Source organism: Simplicispira suum (genome assembly GCF_003008595.1).
Classification (GTDB): Bacteria; Pseudomonadota; Gammaproteobacteria; order Burkholderiales; family Burkholderiaceae_C; genus Simplicispira; species Simplicispira suum.
On record NZ_CP027669.1, the window covers coordinates 1,973,497 to 1,992,175 of the forward strand.

At 65.1% G+C, this 18,679-nt stretch carries 15 protein-coding genes; 8 read left to right on the top strand and 7 right to left on the bottom strand.

The window, feature by feature from the left end; translation table 11 throughout:
- Positions 1-9: 9 nt before the first annotated feature.
- Positions 10-1,554: an L-piperidine-6-carboxylate dehydrogenase gene (amaB, locus tag C6571_RS09170; RefSeq protein ID WP_106446418.1), complete on the bottom strand. Its 1,545-nt coding sequence runs from the start codon at positions 1,552-1,554 to the stop codon at positions 10-12.
- 176 nt (positions 1,555-1,730) lie between these two features.
- Here amaB and C6571_RS09175 point away from each other — a divergent pair, with 176 nt between their 5' ends.
- The 3 genes from C6571_RS09175 (at position 1,731) to C6571_RS09185 (ending at position 4,382) form a co-directional block, all read left to right on the top strand.
- Positions 1,731-2,615, top strand: coding sequence for a LysR substrate-binding domain-containing protein (locus C6571_RS09175; protein ID WP_106446419.1), 885 nt, complete (start codon positions 1,731-1,733; stop codon positions 2,613-2,615).
- A gap of 163 nt (positions 2,616-2,778) precedes the next feature.
- Complete coding sequence (locus tag C6571_RS09180) at positions 2,779-3,459, top strand: GNAT family N-acetyltransferase (RefSeq protein ID WP_170094710.1); 681 nt, start codon at positions 2,779-2,781, stop codon at positions 3,457-3,459.
- Positions 3,456-4,382: a carbon-nitrogen hydrolase family protein gene (locus C6571_RS09185; protein WP_106446421.1), complete on the top strand. Its 927-nt coding sequence runs from the start codon at positions 3,456-3,458 to the stop codon at positions 4,380-4,382. The genes C6571_RS09180 and C6571_RS09185 overlap by 4 nt, the downstream gene beginning before the upstream one ends.
- Before the next feature lie 35 nt (positions 4,383-4,417).
- On the opposite strand, the gene C6571_RS09190 is transcribed toward C6571_RS09185, so the two are convergent.
- The 5 genes from C6571_RS09190 to purU form a co-directional block, all read right to left on the bottom strand.
- The gene (locus C6571_RS09190) at positions 4,418-5,143 is read right to left on the bottom strand and encodes an LrgB family protein (protein WP_106446422.1); all 726 of its coding nucleotides are present in this window, start codon (positions 5,141-5,143) and stop codon (positions 4,418-4,420) included.
- 287 nt (positions 5,144-5,430) lie between these two features.
- On the bottom strand, positions 5,431-5,766 hold the full coding sequence (locus C6571_RS09195; RefSeq protein ID WP_106446423.1) for a CidA/LrgA family protein: 336 nt from the start codon (positions 5,764-5,766) through the stop codon (positions 5,431-5,433).
- Between the two features lie 12 nt (positions 5,767-5,778).
- Positions 5,779-7,314 carry an FAD-linked oxidase C-terminal domain-containing protein gene (locus C6571_RS09200; protein ID WP_106446424.1) on the bottom strand — a complete coding sequence of 512 codons (1,536 nt, stop codon included), beginning with the start codon at positions 7,312-7,314 and terminating at the stop codon, positions 5,779-5,781.
- A gap of 243 nt (positions 7,315-7,557) precedes the next feature.
- Positions 7,558-8,454, bottom strand: coding sequence for a LysR substrate-binding domain-containing protein (locus C6571_RS09205; protein ID WP_106446425.1), 897 nt, complete (start codon positions 8,452-8,454; stop codon positions 7,558-7,560).
- A 24-nt stretch (positions 8,455-8,478) separates the two neighbouring features.
- A complete protein-coding gene (purU, locus tag C6571_RS09210; RefSeq protein ID WP_106446426.1) occupies positions 8,479-9,327 on the bottom strand; it encodes a formyltetrahydrofolate deformylase in 849 nt (282 codons plus the stop codon).
- Positions 9,328-9,367: 40 nt separating this feature from the next.
- On the opposite strand from purU, the gene C6571_RS09215 reads away from it, so the two are divergent.
- Complete coding sequence (locus C6571_RS09215) at positions 9,368-12,040, top strand: sensor domain-containing protein (RefSeq protein ID WP_245901235.1); 2,673 nt, start codon at positions 9,368-9,370, stop codon at positions 12,038-12,040.
- 12 nt (positions 12,041-12,052) lie between these two features.
- Here C6571_RS09215 and C6571_RS09220 read toward each other — a convergent pair whose 3' ends face one another.
- On the bottom strand, positions 12,053-12,877 hold the full coding sequence (locus C6571_RS09220; protein WP_106446428.1) for a ChaN family lipoprotein: 825 nt from the start codon (positions 12,875-12,877) through the stop codon (positions 12,053-12,055).
- A gap of 73 nt (positions 12,878-12,950) precedes the next feature.
- Between C6571_RS09220 and C6571_RS09225 the strand changes: the two genes are divergently transcribed.
- The 4 genes from C6571_RS09225 to C6571_RS20210 all read left to right on the top strand — a co-directional run bounded on the left by C6571_RS09225 (position 12,951) and on the right by C6571_RS20210 (position 18,665).
- Positions 12,951-14,885, top strand: a complete 1,935-nt coding sequence (locus tag C6571_RS09225; protein WP_106446429.1) for a type IV pili methyl-accepting chemotaxis transducer N-terminal domain-containing protein — start codon at positions 12,951-12,953, stop codon at positions 14,883-14,885.
- Positions 14,882-15,577 carry a response regulator gene (locus C6571_RS09230; RefSeq protein WP_106446430.1) on the top strand — a complete coding sequence of 232 codons (696 nt, stop codon included), beginning with the start codon at positions 14,882-14,884 and terminating at the stop codon, positions 15,575-15,577. Before C6571_RS09225 ends, C6571_RS09230 begins: the two co-directional genes overlap by 4 nt.
- 145 nt (positions 15,578-15,722) lie before the next feature.
- Entirely contained in the window at positions 15,723-17,012 is a 1,290-nt protein-coding gene (locus tag C6571_RS20205) for an MFS transporter (protein WP_106446431.1), read from the top strand.
- A gap of 24 nt (positions 17,013-17,036) precedes the next feature.
- Complete coding sequence (locus C6571_RS20210; protein WP_106446432.1) at positions 17,037-18,665, top strand: MFS transporter; 1,629 nt, start codon at positions 17,037-17,039, stop codon at positions 18,663-18,665.
- Positions 18,666-18,679 lie beyond the last annotated feature (14 nt).

Sequence of the window (18,679 nt, forward strand, 5' to 3'; positions counted from 1 at the left end):
GGTACTCCATCACACATCAAAACGCACGCCCTGGGCGAGCGGCAGTGCGTCGCTGTAGTTGATGGTGTTGGTCGCGCGGCGCATGTAGGCCTTCCAGGCGTCCGAGCCTGATTCGCGGCCGCCGCCGGTTTCCTTCTCGCCGCCAAAGGCGCCGCCGATTTCGGCGCCCGAGGTGCCGATGTTCACGTTGGCGATGCCGCAGTCGCTGCCCGTGCTGGAGAGGAAGCGCTCGGCGTCCCGCAGGTCGGTGGTGAAGATGGCGGACGACAGGCCCTGCGGCACGCCGTTTTGCAGCGCGATGGCCTCATCCAGGCTGGCGCAGGTGAGCACGTAGAGGATGGGCGCAAAGGTCTCGTGCTGCACCACGGCGCTTTGCGCGGGCATGCGCACCAGGGCCGGGCGGGCGTACCAGGCGTCCTGGCCCAGGGCCTCGCATGCGCGCTCGCCGCCCAGCACGGTGCCGCCTTGTTCCCGCGCCTGCGCCAAGGCGCTTTGCATCTGCGCAAAGGCCGCGCCATCCATCAGCGGGCCAACAAGCACGCCATCCTCCAGCGGGTCGCCCACGCGCACGCTGGCGTAGATTTTTCCGAGCCGCGCCAGCAGCGGCGCGGCCACGTCGCGGTGCACGATGAGGCGGCGCAGGCTGGTGCAGCGCTGGCCCGCCGTGCCCACGGCGGCGAAGGTGATGGCGCGCGCGGCCAGCTCCAGGTCGGCGCTGGGCATCACCACCATGGCGTTGTTGCCGCCCAGCTCCAGAATGCTGCGGCCAAAGCGCTGCGCCACGTCCACCGCCACGGCACGGCCCATGCGCGTGCTGCCCGTGGCGCTGAGCACCGCCACGCGCGGCGAGCGCGCCAGCAACTCGCCCATCTCGCGCCCGCCCAGCAGCAGCGTGGCCAGCCCGTCGGGCAAGGCCGGGCTTTGCTGGGCAGCGAACTCGTCCAGCGTCTGTTGCAGCAGGTGGTGGCAGGCAATGGCGCACAGCGGGGTTTTTTCCGAGGGTTTCCAGGCCACCGCATTGCCGCACACCAGCGCCAGGGCCGTGTTCCAGGACCACACGGCCACCGGAAAGTTGAAGGCCGAAATCACGCCGACCACGCCCATGGGGTGCCAGGTTTCCATCATGCGGTGGCCCGGGCGCTCGCTGGCAATGGTCAGGCCGTGCAGTTGGCGCGACAGGCCCACGGCAAAGTCGCAGATGTCGATCATCTCCTGCACCTCGCCCAGCCCCTCGGAGCGCAGCTTGCCCGCTTCCAGCGACACCAGCAGGCCCAGGGCCTCCTTGTGCCGGCGCAGTTTTTCGCCCAGGCGCCGCACCAGCTCGCCGCGTACCGGGGCGGGCGTGGCGCGCCACCGCAAAAAGGCGCTGTGCGCGCCCTCGATCAGGGCCTGTGCCTGCGCTGGCGTGTGGCTGGACAACTGCGCGTACACCGCCCCGTCGCGGGGCGCGCGCACGGCAAGGCCCTGGCCGCGCCAGGGGGCGAGGTCCAGGCCCAGTTGCTGCAACGCGGTGTCGAACAGGGTGGCGGAAGCAAAGGTCGAAGAAGTGGTCATGAAAGCGCTTTGGAGCCAATCGGGGGGTGCCTCGGCAGATTCCCGGCCTGTGCCGCTGCCGTGGGCTGCATGTGTGCAGCATGTGTGCAGCATGGTAAGTGCGTTCAGTGCACCCAATCGCTGCTATATCCTCCAGAGTTGTTGAGTTTTGCGAACAAACCTGGAGTGCGCTCGCCATGCGCAAAGACATCCCCAGCCTGGGTGTGCTCCAGGCTTTCGAGGCCTCGGCACGGCTGCAGAGTTTCTCGCGTGCGGCCGAAGAACTGGCCCTGACGCCCAGCGCCGTGAGCCGCCATGTCGCTGCGCTCGAAGATCGCCTGGGCGTGACCCTGTTCGTGCGGGCGCGCCAGCGCCTGGCCATGACGGACACCGGCCGCAGCTATGCGGCGCGCATCCGCCTGCATCTGGAGCAGATCGAGCGCGACACGCAGGAGATCCGGGTCGGGCGCGGCGAAGGCTATGTACTGCACCTGGCCGTGGTGTCTACTTTTTGCACGCAATGGCTCATACCGCGCCTGCCGCAGTTTGCGGCGCTGCACCCGCGCATCACGCTCAACCTCTCGGTGCGCTCCGAGGTGTTTGCTTTTGACGAGAGTGGTTTTGATGCTGCCATTTACTATGGCGACCGGCTCTGGCCCGACACGCAGGGCCGCATGGTGCTGCCCGAGGGGCCGTGCGTGCCGGTGTGCAGCCCGGCCTATGCGGCCGTGCATGCCCTGCACGATGAGTCGGCCTGGCTGCACTGCCCGCATCTCATGCTGGCCACGCGCGTCCATGCCTGGCGCGACTGGTATGCCGAGTGCGGCTGGCACTACACCTTGCACGCCTCGCGCGGGCCGCGCTATGAGTTGTTCTCCATGGTGATTGCCGCCGCCGCTGCAGGCCTGGGCGTGGGGCTGGTGCCGCAGTTGCTTGCGCGCGAGGCGCTGGACAATGGGCGCCTGGTGCCGGCGCACCCCCAGGCGCTGGCGGGCGAACAGGGCTACTGGTTCGTGCAGCCGCAGCACCGGGCCGGCTCCGAGGCGCTACAGGCTTTCAGGGACTGGCTGGCACGGGCCTGATCAGAGCATGCTCCGGTGCCGCCCAGGTGCGCCTGCCCGTCGAGTACTCGGGGAGCCGCAAAGGGATACCAGATAATGGTTCGATGACATTGTCCGGCGTTGCTGCCCTTACCACCATGCCCCCTCTTGCTTGCGTCGCAGCGCTCTCTCAGGGGGCCAACCCGTGACGATCCCGATCGTGGTTCGCCCCACCGAAGCGGCCGATGTGTCCGCGCTTCTTGCACTGCAAGAACGCGTCTACCCGACCATCGCGCCGTGGCGGCGCGACCAACTGGTGCGCCAGTTGAAAATGTTTCCGCAAGGCCAACTGGTGGCGGTGCGCGACGGAACGCTGCTCGGCTGTGCCAGTTCCCTGGTGATTCTGTGGGACGAATGGGCCGACGAGCACACCTGGAAGCAGATCACCGCTTCGGGGACGTTTCAGACGCACAACCCGGACGGTTTCACACTCTACGGTGCAGAGGTATTTGTCGATCCGGCCACACGCGGGCAGCGCGTTGGCCATTTGCTGTACGAAGGGCGTCGACAACTGTGCAAGCAGCTCAACCTGCGGCGCATCATTGCCTGTGGGCGGCTGCCGGGTTACCACGCGTTGGCAAACGAAATGCCGGTGGAGTTGTACGCGAAGAAGATTCTCTGGGGCGACCTGCAGGACCCCGTGCTGAGTTTTCAGCTACGCGAAGGCTTTCGCTACTGCGGCATCATGAGCGACTACCTGCCGGACGACCTTGAATCCTGCGGTCACGCCAGCCTGATCGCCTGGATCAACCCGCACTACGACCCCACGCGCCGCACCGCGCTGCAAGGCGGTCACGCCAGCACTTTGGAACAGGACAACGCATGACCATCCCAGACCCCGACGCGCACAAAATCACCCTCAAGCCGAGCCAGGGCACGGTGCGCATTGCTGCTGTGCAGTACCTGCTGCGCTCGATCGACAGCTGGGATGCGTTTGAGAACCAGGTGCGTTTCGTCATGAAGGCGGCTGGCGACTACAAGCCCCAGTTCGTCATGTTCCCGGAGATTTTCACCACGCAGCTGCTGTCCTTCATGGACACCAGTGACCTGCGCCGCGCTGTGCGCAACATGAACGACTACACCGAGCGGTATCTGGCATTGTTCAGCGAGCTGGCGCGCCAATGGGGCGTGCACATCATTGGCGGCAGCCACCCCACCATCACCGACGGCAAGCTGCTCAACACTGCCTACCTGTTCACGCCAGAAGGCAAGCATTTCACCCAGGAGAAGATCCACTTGACCCGGTGGGAGAAAGAAAAGTGGCACGGTGACGCGGGCAACCACCTGCGCGTGTTCGACACCCCCTTTGGCCGCATTGCCATTCTGATCTGCTACGACATCGAGTTCCCGGAACTTGCGCGCATGGTCTGCGAGCAGGGCGTGGACATCATCTTTGTGCCGTCCTGCACCGACGACCGCCAGGGCTTCTGGCGGGTGCGCTACTGCTGCCATGCACGCGCCATCGAGAACCAGGTCTATGTGGCCGTGACCGGCACCGTCGGCAATCTGACCGTGGAAGGCCTCGGCCTGCACTACGGCCAGGCGGCGATCATCACGCCGTCCGACTTCCCGTTTGCACGCGACGGCATTGCGGCCGAGGGCGTGGCGAACATGGAGCAGGTCGTCATAGCCGATGTCGATCTGGCCAAGCTGGTCAACAACCGGGTCAACGGCACCACCATCCCGCTGTACGACAAACGGGTGGATGTGTACGACAACGACGTCGAGGTGGTCGCCACCCAGGGCTGACAGGGTTTGCAGGCGGCGCTGGCAACTGCGCCCAGTCAGAACCAGCGGGCGACCATCGGAATCAGCAGCGACGCCACCACCACCTGCAACCCCAGTGCCAGCGCCGCCCAGGCGCCGGCATCCGCATGCACCTGCAGGGCGCGCGCTGCGCCAATGCCGTGGGCAGCCGTGCCCATGGCAAAGCCGCGCGCCATCCAGCCGACCGGGTCGGTGCCGATGCGCAGCAGCGCAAACAGCGCCTTGCCGCTGAGCGCGCCCACCAGACCGGTGACGACGGCAAACACGGCAGCCAGCGAGGGCACGCCGCCAATCTTGTCGGCAATGCCCATGGCGACCGGCGCCGTGACCGATTTGGGCGCGAGCGACAGCACGGCTTCGCGCGGCAGGTCCAGTGCCCAGGCAATCGCGACCGCGCTGGCGGCTGCCGCAGAGCCGCCCACCACCGCTGCGAGCGTGAAGCGCGCCCAGTGCGCCCGCAGCTGTACGCGCCGCTCCCACAGCGGCCAGGCCAGCGCCACCACCGCCGGCCCGAGCAGAAAATGGATGAACTGTGCGCCGGCGAAGTAGGTCGGGTAGGCGGTGCCAGTCACCAGAAGCGCGGCACCCAGAACGATGATGGAGAGCAATACCGGGTTGGCCCATGGCGCCTGGCCCAGGCGCTGGTACAGGCCGAGCGCCAGCACATAGACCACCAGCGTGGCGTTCAGGCCGAACAGCGGCGTGGCCGAGAGGTAGACCCAGAGCTGCACGAAGTCGGTCATGGCGTTTCTCTGTCCGGTGGGGCCGAACTGCCTATCCGTTTTCCATGGTGCGTCGCACTCCCCACGGCGCAGAGTACCCGCGTGACCCAGGCCAGCGGCCACCGTGCAAGGGCCTTGGCCGGCCGCGCCGCCCCGCCGCACAGGTGGCGTCCCCCACCCGCAGCGCGCAGCGGTGCGAGAGCGGGGGCTGAGGGGCGCGGCTCCAAGCCTGCCTGCGCAGGTTTGGACGTCCCCGAAGGGCAGCCGTCTCTGGTGGCTGCATGGAGGAGCGCAGCGACATAGGGGGGTCACTTCATCAACCAGCGCAGCACCAGCGCCGACACCGCCATGCCAATCCAGGTCGAGAGCACCAGCACCACCGCCAGCCGCAGGCCATATTGCGCCAGCACGTCAAGCTGGGTGATGACGCCCACGCCCACGGGCACGAACAGCAGCGAGAGGTGCGCCAGCAGAAAATCGGCCACCGAGCGCACGCGCAGCTGCACGGCAGGCCAGCGCAGCGCGATGAGCAGCAGCACCATGCCAATCACCGGGCCGGGGTAGGGCAGGTGCAGCAGCCGCGAGAGCGCCTCGCCCAGCGACTGCAAGGTCAGCAGAATGGCCAGGCCTTGCAGCATCTGCATCGCAGTGGTCGCTCAGTAGCGGGGCAGGTCGGGGTGCGCCAGCTTGCCGCCGCGAATCAGCATCTTGCCGTACTCGGCGCAGCGGTTGAGCGTGGGAATGAGCTTGCCAGGGTTGAGCAGGCCTTCGGGGTCGAAGGCGTGCTTCAGCGCCATCATCTGCGCGTTTTCTTCCCGCGAGAACTGAACGCACATGCTCGAGAGCTTCTCCACGCCTACGCCGTGTTCGCCGGTAATCGTCCCGCCCATGGCCACGCTGGTCTCCAGGATCTCCGCGCCAAACAGCTCGCAGCGGTGCAGTTGGTCCGGGTCGTTGGCGTCAAACATGATGAGCGGGTGCAGGTTGCCGTCGCCCGCGTGGAACACGTTCGCACAGCGCAACTGGTACTTTTTTTCCATCTGCTGGATGGCCAGCAGGATGTCGGCCAGGCGCTTTCTCGGGATGGTCGAATCCATGCACATGTAGTCGGGGCTGATGCGGCCACTGGCCGGGAAGGCGTTTTTGCGCCCGCTCCAGAAACGCAGGCGCTCGGCTTCGTCCTTGCTGACCGAGATGGCCGTGGCGCCGGCGCCCGCCAGCACGGCGCGCATGCGGGAGATTTCTTCCTCCACCTCTTCGGGCGTGCCGTCGCTTTCGCACAGCAAAATCGCTTCGGCCGTCAGGTCGTAGCCGGCGTGCACAAAGTCTTCCACGGCGGCCGTCATCGGCTTGTCCATCATCTCCAGGCCGGCGGGGATGATGCCGGCGGCAATCACGGCGGCCACGGCGTCGCCCGCTTTGCGGATGTCGTCAAAGCTGGCCATGATGCAGCGCGCCAGCAGCGGCTTGGGGATCAGCTTGACGGTGACTTCCACCGCCACGGCCAGCATGCCTTCGCTGCCGATCACCGTGGCCAGCAGGTCGTAGCCGGGCGAATCGAGCGCGGCGCTGCCGAATTGCACCGGTTCGCCCTCCATGGTGAAGCCGCGCACCGCCAACACGTTGTGCACCGTCAGGCCGTACTTCAGGCAGTGCACGCCGCCCGAGTTTTCCGCCACGTTGCCGCCAATGGTGCAGGCGATCTGGCTGCTCGGGTCGGGCGCGTAGTACAGACCGTATTGCGCCGCGGCCTCGCTGATGGCCAGGTTGCGCACGCCGCACTGCACGCGGGCGGTGCGGGCGCGCGGGTCAATCTCAACGATGCGGTTGAAGCGTGCCAAGGAGAGCGTCACGCCCAGCGCGTGCGGCATGGCGCCGCCGGAGAGCCCGGTTCCGGCGCCGCGCGCCACTACGGGAACGCTCAGGCGGTGGCAGGTGCGCAGCACGGCCTGCACTTCGTCTTCGGTCTCGGGCAGGCAGACCACCAGCGGGCGCTGGCGGTACGCGGTCAGGCCATCGCACTCGTAGGGCGTGGTGTCTTCCGCGTTCCACAGCAGACTGTGCGCCGGCAGCACGCTGGCCAGTGCGGCCACCACTTCGCGCTGGCGCGCGGCGCGGTCGGGTTCGGTGGGCGGCTTGGGCGCAGCGAAAACGGGAGTGTGCGTGGGCGACTGGGCAGCGGCGGTGTTCATGGCTGCACTGTAGCCAAGCGCGCGCGCCCTGGTGTGAAGATTGTTTCAGCCTTGCGTGAATTGCGTTGGGCAGAACCAATGAATACTATTAAAAAGATAGCTGTCAGCGCTTGATGGATAAGCGCTAGAGGCCAATTTAACTTGAATTTTTTCCATCTACACGCCTCCTTTGGTTGCCGTGGGCACGTCCAGCTGGCGCGGCCCAGGCCGGTGGCGCAGCCACCCCGTGGGATGATCCTGCCACTACACCATGCTCTTGTGCAGCCAGTCGGCAAAGGCCGCGCATTCCCAGCGGTCCATGGCGCCGGTGCGCCAGCACAGGTAGTGGGCGTGCGGGCTGGGCGCGTCCAGGTCGAACAAGCGCACCAGCGTGCCGTTCTCCACCCAGGGCGCGCCGAGCTTGAGGCGCACGAGGGCCACGCCCATGCCGGCGGCGGCGGCGTCGCACATCAGGCCGACGTCGTTGAACTGTGAGCCGTCGCGCGGTTCCTGCCAGGGCAGGCCCGCCGCGGCAAACCAGCTGCGCCAGGGCTCCAGCGGGCTGCGCAGCAGCGTGCTCGGGTCGAGTTCTTCCGGACGCTCAAACGGCCCGTGCTCGCGCAGCCAGGCGGGGGAGGCCAGCGGCGTCACGATGTCGCGCACGATTTCGCTGTACTCCACGTCGGCGTAGTGGCCGGTGCCAAAGCGCACCACCAGATCGGCGTCCTCCGCCACCACGTCCATGAGGGGAATGGAGATCTGCAGTGCCAGGTCGATCTCGGGGTAGGCCTCGCGGAAATGGCGCAGCCGGGGAATCAGGATCACCCGCGCGAAGGTGGGGGTGACGGCAAGTTTGAGGCGGCGTTTGCCGGGCGCACCGGCCAGACCGGGAAAGCGCTGCAGCGCGCCCAGGCCCTCGCGCACGTTGGCCAGGTAGGCAATGCCGTCGGTGGTGAGCGAAAAATCGGCCCGGCCGAACAGGCGCGTGCCGATGATCTGCTCCAGCTGCTTGACGCGGTGGCTGACCGCGCTGGGCGTGACGCAGAGTTCATCGGCCGTCAGCGTCACGCTGCGCAGGCGCGCCAGGGCTTCAAAGGTCAGCAGGCACTGGATGGGAGGGATGCGCCGCAGCGGCCCAGAAGCTTCGGCAGGCGAAATCATGCGGTGGCGCCCCTTGGGTGGTACTTATCGAAAAATCACCGTCTTGTGCCCGTTTTGCAGCACGCGGTGCTCGCTGTGCCACTTGACCGCGCGCGCCAGCACCTGGCTTTCGGTATCGCGGCCACGGGCCGTCAGGTCCTCGACGGTATCGGTGTGATCGGCACGTGTAACATCTTGTTCGATTATCGGGCCTTCGTCCAGATCGGCAGTGACGTAGTGCGCGGTGGCACCAATCAGTTTGACTCCACGATCATGCGCCTGGTAGTAGGGCTTGGCGCCCTTGAAGCTGGGCAAAAAGCTGTGATGGATATTGATGGCGCGGCCGGCAAGGCGCTGGCACATGCCGTTGGAGAGCACTTGCATGTAGCGCGCCAGAACCACCAGTTCGGCGCCCTCCTGCTCAATGATCTCCAACTGGCGCGCTTCGGCCTGGGCCTTGGTCGCCGCAGTGACAGGAATATGGTGAAACGGAATGTTGTAGCCGGCGGCGAGCTGGTAGAAATCGCGGTGGTTGCTGATGATGGCGCGGATGTCGATCGGCAGCAGGCCCGACTTCCAGCGAAACAGCAGATCGTTGAGGCAGTGGCCTTCGCGGCTGACCAGGATGGCGGTGCGCATGGGTTCGTGCGTGGCGTGCAGGCCCCATTGCATCTGGTGCGGCTCGGCGAATTGGGCGAGGCGTGCTTTCAGTTCAGTGGGGTCGTGCGCGTCGCATGCAAATTGCACGCGCATGAAGAACAGGCCGGTGGCGGGGTCGTTGAACTGGGCGGCTTCTTCGATGTTGCCGCCTTGTTCAAGCAAAAAACCCGAGAGGGCATGCACCAGACCCTTGCGGTCGGGGCATGAAAGGGTTAATACATGTACTTGGCTCATAGAAGCGAATTGTCGCAGCAGCCTGATCGGGTAGGTCCGCATGAACACCAGTAAATGGTTTCGCCAGTCAGGGATGCCGACACCCGGCGTGGCTGCGGGGCTGTATCTCGCGTTGGGCTGTGCCTGGGTATTTCTGGGGGACTGGTTGCTGGCCGCGTTGATCACGGACGCCGCGCAACTCGCACGCTGGCAGTTGTGGAAGGGCTGGACGTATGTTGCCTTGACCGCCGTGCTGGCCGCTTGGTTGGTGTACCGATTTCGCGATGCCGAGCGCAAGCGCAGATTGCGCGAGGATGAATTTTCTCAGGTGGTGCGTTACGCAAGTGCAGGCATTGCGCGCGTGCGAATTGGTGGCCAGATTCTGTGGGCCAACCCGCGGCTGCTGGAGATGCTGAATGTGGGCGAGAGCGATCTGCCCAACCTGAACTGGCGCAGCTTTGTGCCATCGGCCAACTCGGCCGAGATTGCCGAGCAGCTCAAGCGCCTGCTGGCGGGCGAAATTGACCATTACGTGGGCGAGCGCCAGTGCCTGCGGGCGGGTGGCCTGGAGCCGCTGCCGGTGCTGTGCACCGTCACACGCGTTCGGGCGGGGGAAGATGCATCCGGCGATTCGCTGATCTGCGCGCTGCAGGATTTGAGCGGGACGGTGCAGGCGCGCGCCGCCCTTGAGCGCAGCGAAGCGCGGCTGCGACTGGCGTTAGAAGCCAGTGCCAGCGGGGTGTGGGACTGGGATGTGCGCGCGCGGGCCTTCAGCTTTTCGCCTGGCATCGCCCGCATGCTGGCGTACCAGGGCACCGATCTCGCAAGCGAGCCCGATCTGATGGACCGCATCCTGCCAGAGGACCGAGAACGGGTACGCGCTGCGGCGCACTTCGTACTCGGCGCAGGTGAGGTGCGGCTCGAGTCCTTCGGCATGCAGTGCTTTGACGGCCAGGTGCGCTGGTTCCAGGCGCGTGGGCACTGGTACGCCGGTGCGCAAGGCGAACCGGAGCGGGTCACAGGGTTGCTGACCGATATGAGTGACGCACGGTCTTCCGAGGAGCGCCAGCGGCTGGCTATGGCGGTGGTGGACAACGCCGCCCAGGGCGTGCTGGTCACCGATACGCAGGGCAACATCCGTTCCGCCAATGCGGCGGCGCTGCGCATTCTGGGCTACACCGAGGCCGAGGTGCTGGGCCGCAACCCGCGCATGTTCCAGTCTGGCCGCCAAGACCGCCAGTTTTACGCGGACTTGTGGGCGCAACTGCTGCGCACTGGACATTGGCAAGGCGAACTGTGGAACAAGCGCAAGAATGGCGAAATTTTTCCCGAGCAAGCGGCCATCAGCGCGGTGAGCGATGCGGGCGGCACCGTCACCCATTTCATCTGCATGTTCACCGACCAGTCCCAGAGCCGGGCGCGCGAGCAGCAGGTCGAGTTTCTGGTCGGCCACGATCCGCTCACCGGCCTGGCCAACCGCGATAGCTTGGTCGTGGAACTCGAAGCCATTCGCGAGCAGGCTAGGGCCAGCGGCGAGCATTTCGCCGTGCTGCAGCTGAACCTCGACCGGTTCAAGGAGGTGAACGAAAGCTATGGCCACACCGTGGGCGACGCCGTCCTGCGCCACATCGCCGCGCAGGTGCAGCAGGCGCTGCGTCCGGGCGACCTGATTGCACGCCTCGCTGGCGACGAGATCGCCGTCGTTGCCCGCAACCTGCGCCATGCGGACGGCGCCGCCGCCGTTGCTCGCAAGCTGATGGAAGCGGCAGCCAGGCCTTGGTGTGCGCCTGAGGGCTTTGAAGTGGTGGTCAGAGCCAGCGTCGGCATCTGCATGTATCCGGACCATATGGCGTCCACCGAAGCCCTGCTGCAGGGCGCGCACTCGGCCGTCTATGGCGCCAAGGCGCTGGGGCGCGGCGCCTGGTGCTTCTACGACGAGGCCATGACGCAGGCTGCGCGCGAGCGCCTGACGCTGGAGGCCCGCCTGCGCCGTGCGCTGGCGGAGGGCGAGCTGCGGCTGTACTACCAGCCGCAGGTCGACATTGCCAGTGGCCGGATCGTTGGCGCCGAGGCTTTGCTGCGCTGGCAAGACCCGGACGAGGGCCTCATTTCTCCCGATCGTTTCATTCCCGTGGCCGAGTCGTCGGGCCTGATCGCGCCCATCGGCCAGTGGGTACTTGAGGAGGCCTGCCGCCAGGCGCAGCAATGGCTCACGGCGGGGCTGCCAGCGCTGACCATGGCGGTCAACGTGTCGCCGCGCCAGTTTTTGTTGGGGGATCTTGTGGCGGGCGTCGGCCAGGCCTTGTCACAAAGCGGGTTCCCGGCCAACTTTTTGGAGCTTGAAATTACCGAAAGCGCCATGGCCGAGCGGCCCGAGCAGGCCTTGGCGCTGCTTAACCGGCTGGGCGACCTGGGCCTGCGGCTGGCGGTGGACGACTTTGGCACCGGCTACTCATCGCTGGCGCACATCAAGCGGTTTCCCATCGACGTGCTCAAGATCGACCAAGGCTTTGTGCGCGACATCCCCGAGAGCGCTGATGACATGGCGATTTGCTCTGCCATCATTGCCATGGGCCACAGCATGGGCTTTGCTGTTTTGGCCGAAGGCGTGGAAACGCCGGCCCAACTCGACTTTCTGCGGGAGCGCGGTTGCGACAACTACCAGGGCTATCTGCGCAGCCGACCGGTTCCGCCAGACGCCTTTGAGGCGTTGCTGCGCGCTCAAAGCGTTTGATCAGCTGCTGGGCTATTTGCGCAGCGGCGCGCAGGCGTCCTGCGGTGGCAGCTCAGCCGTCACGGGTGCCAGATCTGCTTCTATTTCAATAGCTGGTTGCGCTTTTCCTGATTGCGCTAGGACCACTTTTACTTCAAAATTTCTGGGTAAATATTGGGGTACGCCGCGGCTGCGCAGTACGTGGCCGGCGCCGGCAATCAGCAGCACGGTCTGGCCTGGAGCGCGCGGTGCTGCAGCCAGCGTGCGCGCCATGCTCCGGTCGCGCGCCATTTGGATGCGCACCATGCCCGGCAACTGCGCCTCAGGCAGCAAATCGCAATGGCCTTCGCGCACGGCCTGCAGTTGTGCGCTGTGCGCGGCCGGAGGCAAGGCGGCGTCCAGGGCTTCGTCCTGCATGGCGGTGCGCATGGCGGCGCGTGGCAAATTGCCGCCAAGCACAGGAACAGCGGCGCGCACGGCCGCCATCACCGCGACTTTGTAGGGCTGCCAGGGCCACAGGCGCTCGTCCCAGACAAGCGCAGCGCGCGCGCTGGCTTCGTCGGCATCGGCGGGCAGCGCAGCCGTACTGTGGCCGGCCTCGGCCATTTCCAGCACCAGGGCCGAGAGCCTGCCCTGGGCCACCAGCCATTGCACGGCCGCCGCTTCCATCGCCTGGTGCGCCGGCGCGTCGTGCTGCTCACCCAGCAAAATGATGTCGGCCGGCATCAGTGCTGCCAGACTCTCGGGCCAGCCCCCTGGCAGGCGCACCGGGGCCGCACAGCCGAGCAGCAGTGCCAGTACCGCAGCCGCAATGGCATGCGGCCAGCGTCCAGACGCGACGAATAAGGCAGTTTTCATGGCTGCATGCTACTGGTGCCGCGCTGTGCGCAATCCGCCCAGGGCCGCAAGGTGCTCCCTTACACTGCCCGCCATGCGGACCGGCACCACGCTCACCACCAAGCTCCTGACCATGGGCATGGTGTTCTTGCTGGTCACCCTCAGCTCCATCAGCGTGACGCTTTGGGTCACCTGGAAGCTCGAAGGCGGCGCCGCCGCCGTGAACGAGGCCGGCCGCTTGCGCATGCGCACCATGCGCATGGCGCTGGCGGTGGAAAACGGCGCGCGCGACAAGCTCCTGGCGAATGCGGAAATGATTGAAGGCAGTCTGGAGCTGTTGCGCACCGGCGATCCGGACCATCCGCTGTTCGTCCCCTGGAGCGATGAAACCCGCGCGCGTTTTGCCGATGTGCGCAGCCAGTGGACCACGGTGCGCCAAGAGTGGCTGGCGCGAGAAGCGCCGCCCGTGCCGGTGCTGGTGGCGCGCGCCGACGAGATGGCTGAGGTGATGAACCTCTTCGTGGATGCCATTGAGGTGCAGATCGCGCGCTGGACTGCGGCGCTGCACGTGCTGCAGCTTTTCATGATGGGCTTGACGATTCTCGTTGCGTTCGGCGTGGTGGTCATGACCGGCCTGGTGGTCATCAACCCGGTGGCGCGCCTGCAGGAGGCGTTTTTGCAGATACGCCAGGGTCTGCTGGGCACGCGCCTGCCGGTGGAAACGGACGACGAATTCGGTCAGCTCAATGAGGGTTTTAACCGCATGGCGCAGGCCCTGCAGACCTCGCACGACGACCTTGCGCTCAAGGTGCGCGAGAAAACCGCCAGCATCGAGGACAAGAACCAGCGCCTTTCCGCGCTGTATGAAGTGAGCGCTTTGGCCGCACAGGCACCCAACTTGAAAGAGCTCACGCAGGGCTTTGTGCAACAGGTGCGGCGCGTCGCGGGAGCCGACGCGGCTGTTGTGCGCTGGTCGAACGAGGGCAACGAGCACTATGTCATCCTGGCCGCCGACGGCCTTCCGCGTTCCATGACCGAGGAGGAGCAGTGCCTGCGCGCCGGCAGCTGCTTTTGTGGCCAAGCCCAAAGTCTGCCCGACGCGCGCGTCATCCCTATCAGCATTGCGACGCCCATGGTGTTGCCGCACTGCCACGAGGCGGGCTACCAAACCCTGGTGGCCTTGCCTGTGATGGTGCATCAGCGCGTGCTGGGCGAACTCAACTTGTTTTTTCGCGCCGAACTGGAGCTATCGCCCGACATGCGCGAGCTGCTGGAAGCCATGGTGCGCCATCTGGCCAGCAGCATGGAGGGGCTGCGCGCGGCGGCGCTGGAGCGCGAGGGCGCTGTGGCCGAAGAGCGTGGCATGCTGGCGCGTGAGCTGCACGACTCGATTGCGCAGTCGCTCGCGTTTCTCAAAATTCAGACACAGTTGCTGCGCGACGCAGTGAAAAAGGGCAACGACATCGCGCGCGACCGCAGCATGGCCGAACTGGATGTCGGGGTGCGCGAGTGCTATGCCGATGTGCGTGAGTTGCTGGTGCATTTTCGTACCCGTGCAAGCGAGGAGGACATCGAAGAGGCGCTGCGCACCACGCTCTCAAAATTTGGCCACCAGACCGGTATCGCCGCCCATCTCAGCATGGAAGGACACGGCTTGCCACTGGACGCCGACGTGCAGATTCAGGTGCTGCACATGGTGCAGGAGGCGCTCTCCAATGTGCGCAAGCATGCTCGCGCTACGGTGGTGAATGTTCGGGTTCAGCGCCATCCCGAGTGGCGCTTCGAGGTGCAGGACAACGGCATAGGCTTTGATGCAGGGCTCGCCATGGCGGCCGACTCTTTGCACGTCGGCCTGCGCATCTTGCGCGAGCGCGCCGAAGGCATCAACGCGCGGGTCGAGGTGCAGTCCGCACCCGGTGCGGGCACCACGGTGTGCATCGCACTGCCACACAACGAACCAGGGGCGTCTGGCGGCGCAACGCCGTCCGAATCGCCTGCGCCCCAACTGCCTTCGTGGAGTTCGCTATGAACCCAGACAGCGCCATTTCCGTTTTCGTGGTCGACGATCACAACTTGTTCCGCCGGGGCCTGGTTGCGCTGCTGTCGCTGGACGACGGCCTGCGCGTGGTCGGTGAGGCGGGCGACGCGGCCGAGGCACTGCGCCTGGTGCCGGTTCTGCAGCCCCAGGTGATCTTGCTGGACAACCATCTGCCGGGGGTGCTTGGCATCGACGCGGTGCGCGGCTTGCGCGCTGCGTCGCCGGCAAGCCACGTGCTGATGCTCACTGTGAGCGAGGATGCGCAGGACCTGGCAACTGCTCTGCGCAATGGCGCCCAGGGCTATTTGTTGAAAACCATCGAGGGTGATTTGCTGGCCGAGGCCATTCGCCGCGCGGCGGCTGGTGAGCCGGTGGTGAGCCCAGAGCTGATGGGCAAGCTGGTGGCGGCGTTTCAGTCGCAGGGCGGGCCGCCGCCCGTCGCGCCGATGCAAACCACTGCGCCGGTGCCTTCCACCAGCGCTGCGACTGCGCCGCCGCCGCTCTCGCCGCGCGAAGAAGAAGTGCTGCGCGAGATTGCGCTGGGGGCGAGCAACAAGGAGATTGCGCGCACGCTCGATATCGCTGAGACCACGGTAAAGATTCACGTGCAGCACATCTTGCGCAAGCTGGGCCTCAGTTCCCGTGTGCAGGCGGCGGTCTACGCCGCCAACCCCCGTCATTGATTTTCCTCGAGTAGTTCTTTCGAACTACTCCCCTGGGTAAACCCTCGTCCTTCTTTTCCGCTGCACCCCTCCACCTGAAGGATAGCCAGCGGCGCCACCGTGCGCCAACATCGCTTCACTCATTCAAAAGAGAGGAAAAGCGCAAATGGCTACCGCCCCGCTCACTGCAGGCAAGGGTCCCGAAAAGGGACGAGAAGCCTGGTCCGTGCTCATCGTGAGCACCCTGGCCTTTACGGTCTGCTTCATGGTGTGGATGATGTTCGCTGTCATCGGCATCCCGCTCAAGAAGACCCTGGGGCTCAACGCCACCGAATTTGGCCTGCTGACGGCCATGCCCGTGCTCTCGGGCTCGCTTATCCGCGTGCCGCTGGGCATCTGGACCGACAAGTACGGCGGCCGCATCGTCATGGCCGTCTTGCTGGCCATCACGGTGCCCGCCATCTGGTTCATGGCCTACGCCACGCAGTATTGGCACTTTCTGGTCATTGGCCTGGTGTTGGGCTTGGCCGGTGGCTCGTTCTCGGTCGGTACGCCCTACGTGGCACGCTGGTTCCCCAGGGACCGCCAGGGTATGGCCATGGGCGTGTTTGGCGCCGGCAATTCGGGCGCGGCGGTGAACAAGTTTGTGGCGCCGGCGCTGGTCGTGGCCTTCGGCTGGACCATGGTGCCCAAGGTGTACGCCGTGATCATGCTGATTACGCTCATCATCTTCTGGTTCGGCAGCTCCAGCGATCCGCGCCATCTGGTGTCATCGAAGGTGAAGTTCATGGACCAGCTCAAGGCGCTGAAGGACCCGCGTGTGCTCAAGTACTGCCAGTACTACAGCATCGTCTTCGGCGGCTACGTGGCGCTCTCCTTGTGGATGGTGCAGTACTACGTCGGTGAATATGGCCTGGACATCCGCATCGCAGCCTTGCTTGCAGCCTGCTTCTCGCTGCCCGGTGGCGTGCTGCGCGCCATCGGCGGCTGGTTGTCGGACAAGTACGGTGCGCACAGCGTCACCTGGTGGGTGATGTGGGTGAGCTGGATTTGCCTGTTCCTGCTGAGCTATCCGCAGACCGACTTCACCATCCAGACCATCAACGGTGTGCAGACCTGGCACTTGGGCCTGAACGTGTACGCCTTCACCGGCCTCATGTTTGCGCTTGGTATCGCGTTCGCGTTCGGCAAGGCCAGCGTTTTCAAGTATGTCAGCGACGACTACCCCGAGAACATCGGCACCGTCAGCGGCATCGTCGGTCTGGCCGGCGGTCTGGGCGGCTTCGTTCTGCCCATCATGTTCGGCATGCTGGTGGACATCACCGGCATCCGTTCCAGCGCCTTCATGCTGATGTACGCGGTGGTCTGGGTTTCGCTCATCTGGATGTACTGGACCGAAGTGCGCAGGGCCAGCCCCATGGGCGATCAGAGCAAATCTCTTTCCCTCCAAAACTGAGCCACTGCGGCCAGAACCTTCATCATGAACAACAAAACCACCAGCGGCGCCGACATTGTCGATTGGCGCCCCGAGGACGAACAGTTCTGGGAATCCACCGGCAAGAAGATTGCCTACCGCAATCTCTGGATTTCCATTCCGGCCCTGCTTTGCGGCTTCGCTGTCTGGGGCATGTGGGGCATCATCACGGTGCAAATGCTCAACCTGGGCTATCCGTTCAGCCAGGCCGAACTGTTCACCCTGACCGCCATCGCTGGCCTGGCGGGCGCGACGATGCGCATCCCGGCTTCGTTCCTGATCCGGCTCTCGGGTGGGCGCAACACCATTTTCCTCACCACTGCCATGCTGCTGGCCCCGGCCATCGGCACCGGCATCGTGCTGCAGCATCCGGAGTGGCCGCTGTGGTCCTTTCAGCTGATGGCCTTGTGGTGCGGTGTGGGGGGCGGCAACTTCGCCTCTTCGATGTCCAACATCTCCACCTTCTTTCCCAAGCGCCTGCAAGGCACCGGGCTGGGTCTGAATGCGGGCCTGGGCAATTTCGGCGTGACCACAATGCAGATCGTCATCCCTTTGGTGATGACCGTGCCCTTGCTGGGATCGCTCGGCGGTGAGTCGATGACGCTGCAAAAGGAAAGCGGCTGGATTTTTGGCGCGATCCAGCCGGGTACGGCCACCTGGATTCAGAACGCCGGCTTTGCCTGGGTGTTGTCACTGGTGCCGCTGTCCATCCTGTGCTGGTTTGGCATGAACAACCTCAAAACAGTCTCGCCGGACACAGGCAACCCGATCACGGCCTTCCTGAAAATCATCTGGCTCTACACGCTCTCGTTCATTCCAGCGGGGGTCGGCCTGTATCTCTACCTGCCAGCGCCCAGTGGCCTGGGGATGCTGAACATGTGGCTTGCCATGCCGCTCATCATCGTGAGCACGCTGATGGTGATGAAGCTCACCGCATTTGGCGCGATGAAGGAAAACGTTGCCAAGCAGTTCGCGATCTTCAGTAACAAACACACTTGGTCGCTTACCATCCTGTACATCGTCACTTTCGGTTCCTTCATTGGCTTTTCGATGGCGTTGCCGCTGTCGATGAAAGTCATCTTTGGTATCAGCCATGTGCCCGACGCCAACGGCATCCTGCAACACACACTGGTCAACCCCAACGGACCGCCCGTGTTGGCCTACGCCTGGATCGGCCCCTTCGTGGGTGCCGCCATTCGCCCGGTGGGAGGCTGGATTTCTGACAAGCTCGGTGGTTCCATTGTTACCCAATGGGTGTGCGCGGCCATGGTGGTCGCCGGCGTGGCGGTGGGTTATGTGATGCAACTCGCCTACCAATCGGCTACGCCGGAAGAGTACTTTTTCATCTTCCTCACCTTGTTCATCGTGCTCTTTGCTGCAAGCGGCATTGGCAACGGTTCCACTTTCCGAACCATCGGTGTAATCTTTGACCGCCAACAGGCCGGCCCTGTCCTGGGCTGGACCTCGGCGGTCGCCGCCTACGGTGCCTTCATCGCGCCAGTGGTGATTGGCCAGCAGATCAAGCTCGGCACGCCGCAGATGGCGATGTACGGATTTGCTGTGTTTTACGCCTTGTGCCTGCTACTGAACTGGTGGTTCTATTTGCGAAAAAACGCCGAAATCAAGAACCCCTGAATCTGCCCCTTTTT

Excerpts from the sequence above, each read along its gene's own strand:
- amaB (WP_106446418.1), bottom strand. The coding sequence starts at position 1,554 with ATGACCACTTCTTCGACCTTTGCTTCCGCCACCCTGTTCGACACCGCG.
- C6571_RS09175 (WP_106446419.1), top strand. The coding sequence starts at position 1,731 with ATGCGCAAAGACATCCCCAGCCTGGGTGTGCTCCAGGCTTTCGAGGCC.
- C6571_RS09185 (WP_106446421.1), top strand. The coding sequence starts at position 3,456 with ATGACCATCCCAGACCCCGACGCGCACAAAATCACCCTCAAGCCGAGC.
- C6571_RS09190 (WP_106446422.1), bottom strand. The coding sequence starts at position 5,143 with ATGACCGACTTCGTGCAGCTCTGGGTCTACCTCTCGGCCACGCCGCTG.
- C6571_RS09195 (WP_106446423.1), bottom strand. The coding sequence starts at position 5,766 with ATGCAGATGCTGCAAGGCCTGGCCATTCTGCTGACCTTGCAGTCGCTG.
- C6571_RS09200 (WP_106446424.1), bottom strand. The coding sequence starts at position 7,314 with ATGAACACCGCCGCTGCCCAGTCGCCCACGCACACTCCCGTTTTCGCT.
- C6571_RS09205 (WP_106446425.1), bottom strand. The coding sequence starts at position 8,454 with ATGATTTCGCCTGCCGAAGCTTCTGGGCCGCTGCGGCGCATCCCTCCC.
- purU (WP_106446426.1), bottom strand. The coding sequence starts at position 9,327 with ATGAGCCAAGTACATGTATTAACCCTTTCATGCCCCGACCGCAAGGGT.
- C6571_RS09215 (WP_245901235.1), top strand. The coding sequence starts at position 9,368 with ATGAACACCAGTAAATGGTTTCGCCAGTCAGGGATGCCGACACCCGGC.
- C6571_RS09220 (WP_106446428.1), bottom strand. The coding sequence starts at position 12,877 with ATGAAAACTGCCTTATTCGTCGCGTCTGGACGCTGGCCGCATGCCATT.
- C6571_RS09225 (WP_106446429.1), top strand. The coding sequence starts at position 12,951 with ATGCGGACCGGCACCACGCTCACCACCAAGCTCCTGACCATGGGCATG.
- C6571_RS09230 (WP_106446430.1), top strand. The coding sequence starts at position 14,882 with ATGAACCCAGACAGCGCCATTTCCGTTTTCGTGGTCGACGATCACAAC.
- C6571_RS20205 (WP_106446431.1), top strand. The coding sequence starts at position 15,723 with ATGGCTACCGCCCCGCTCACTGCAGGCAAGGGTCCCGAAAAGGGACGA.
- C6571_RS20210 (WP_106446432.1), top strand. The coding sequence starts at position 17,037 with ATGAACAACAAAACCACCAGCGGCGCCGACATTGTCGATTGGCGCCCC.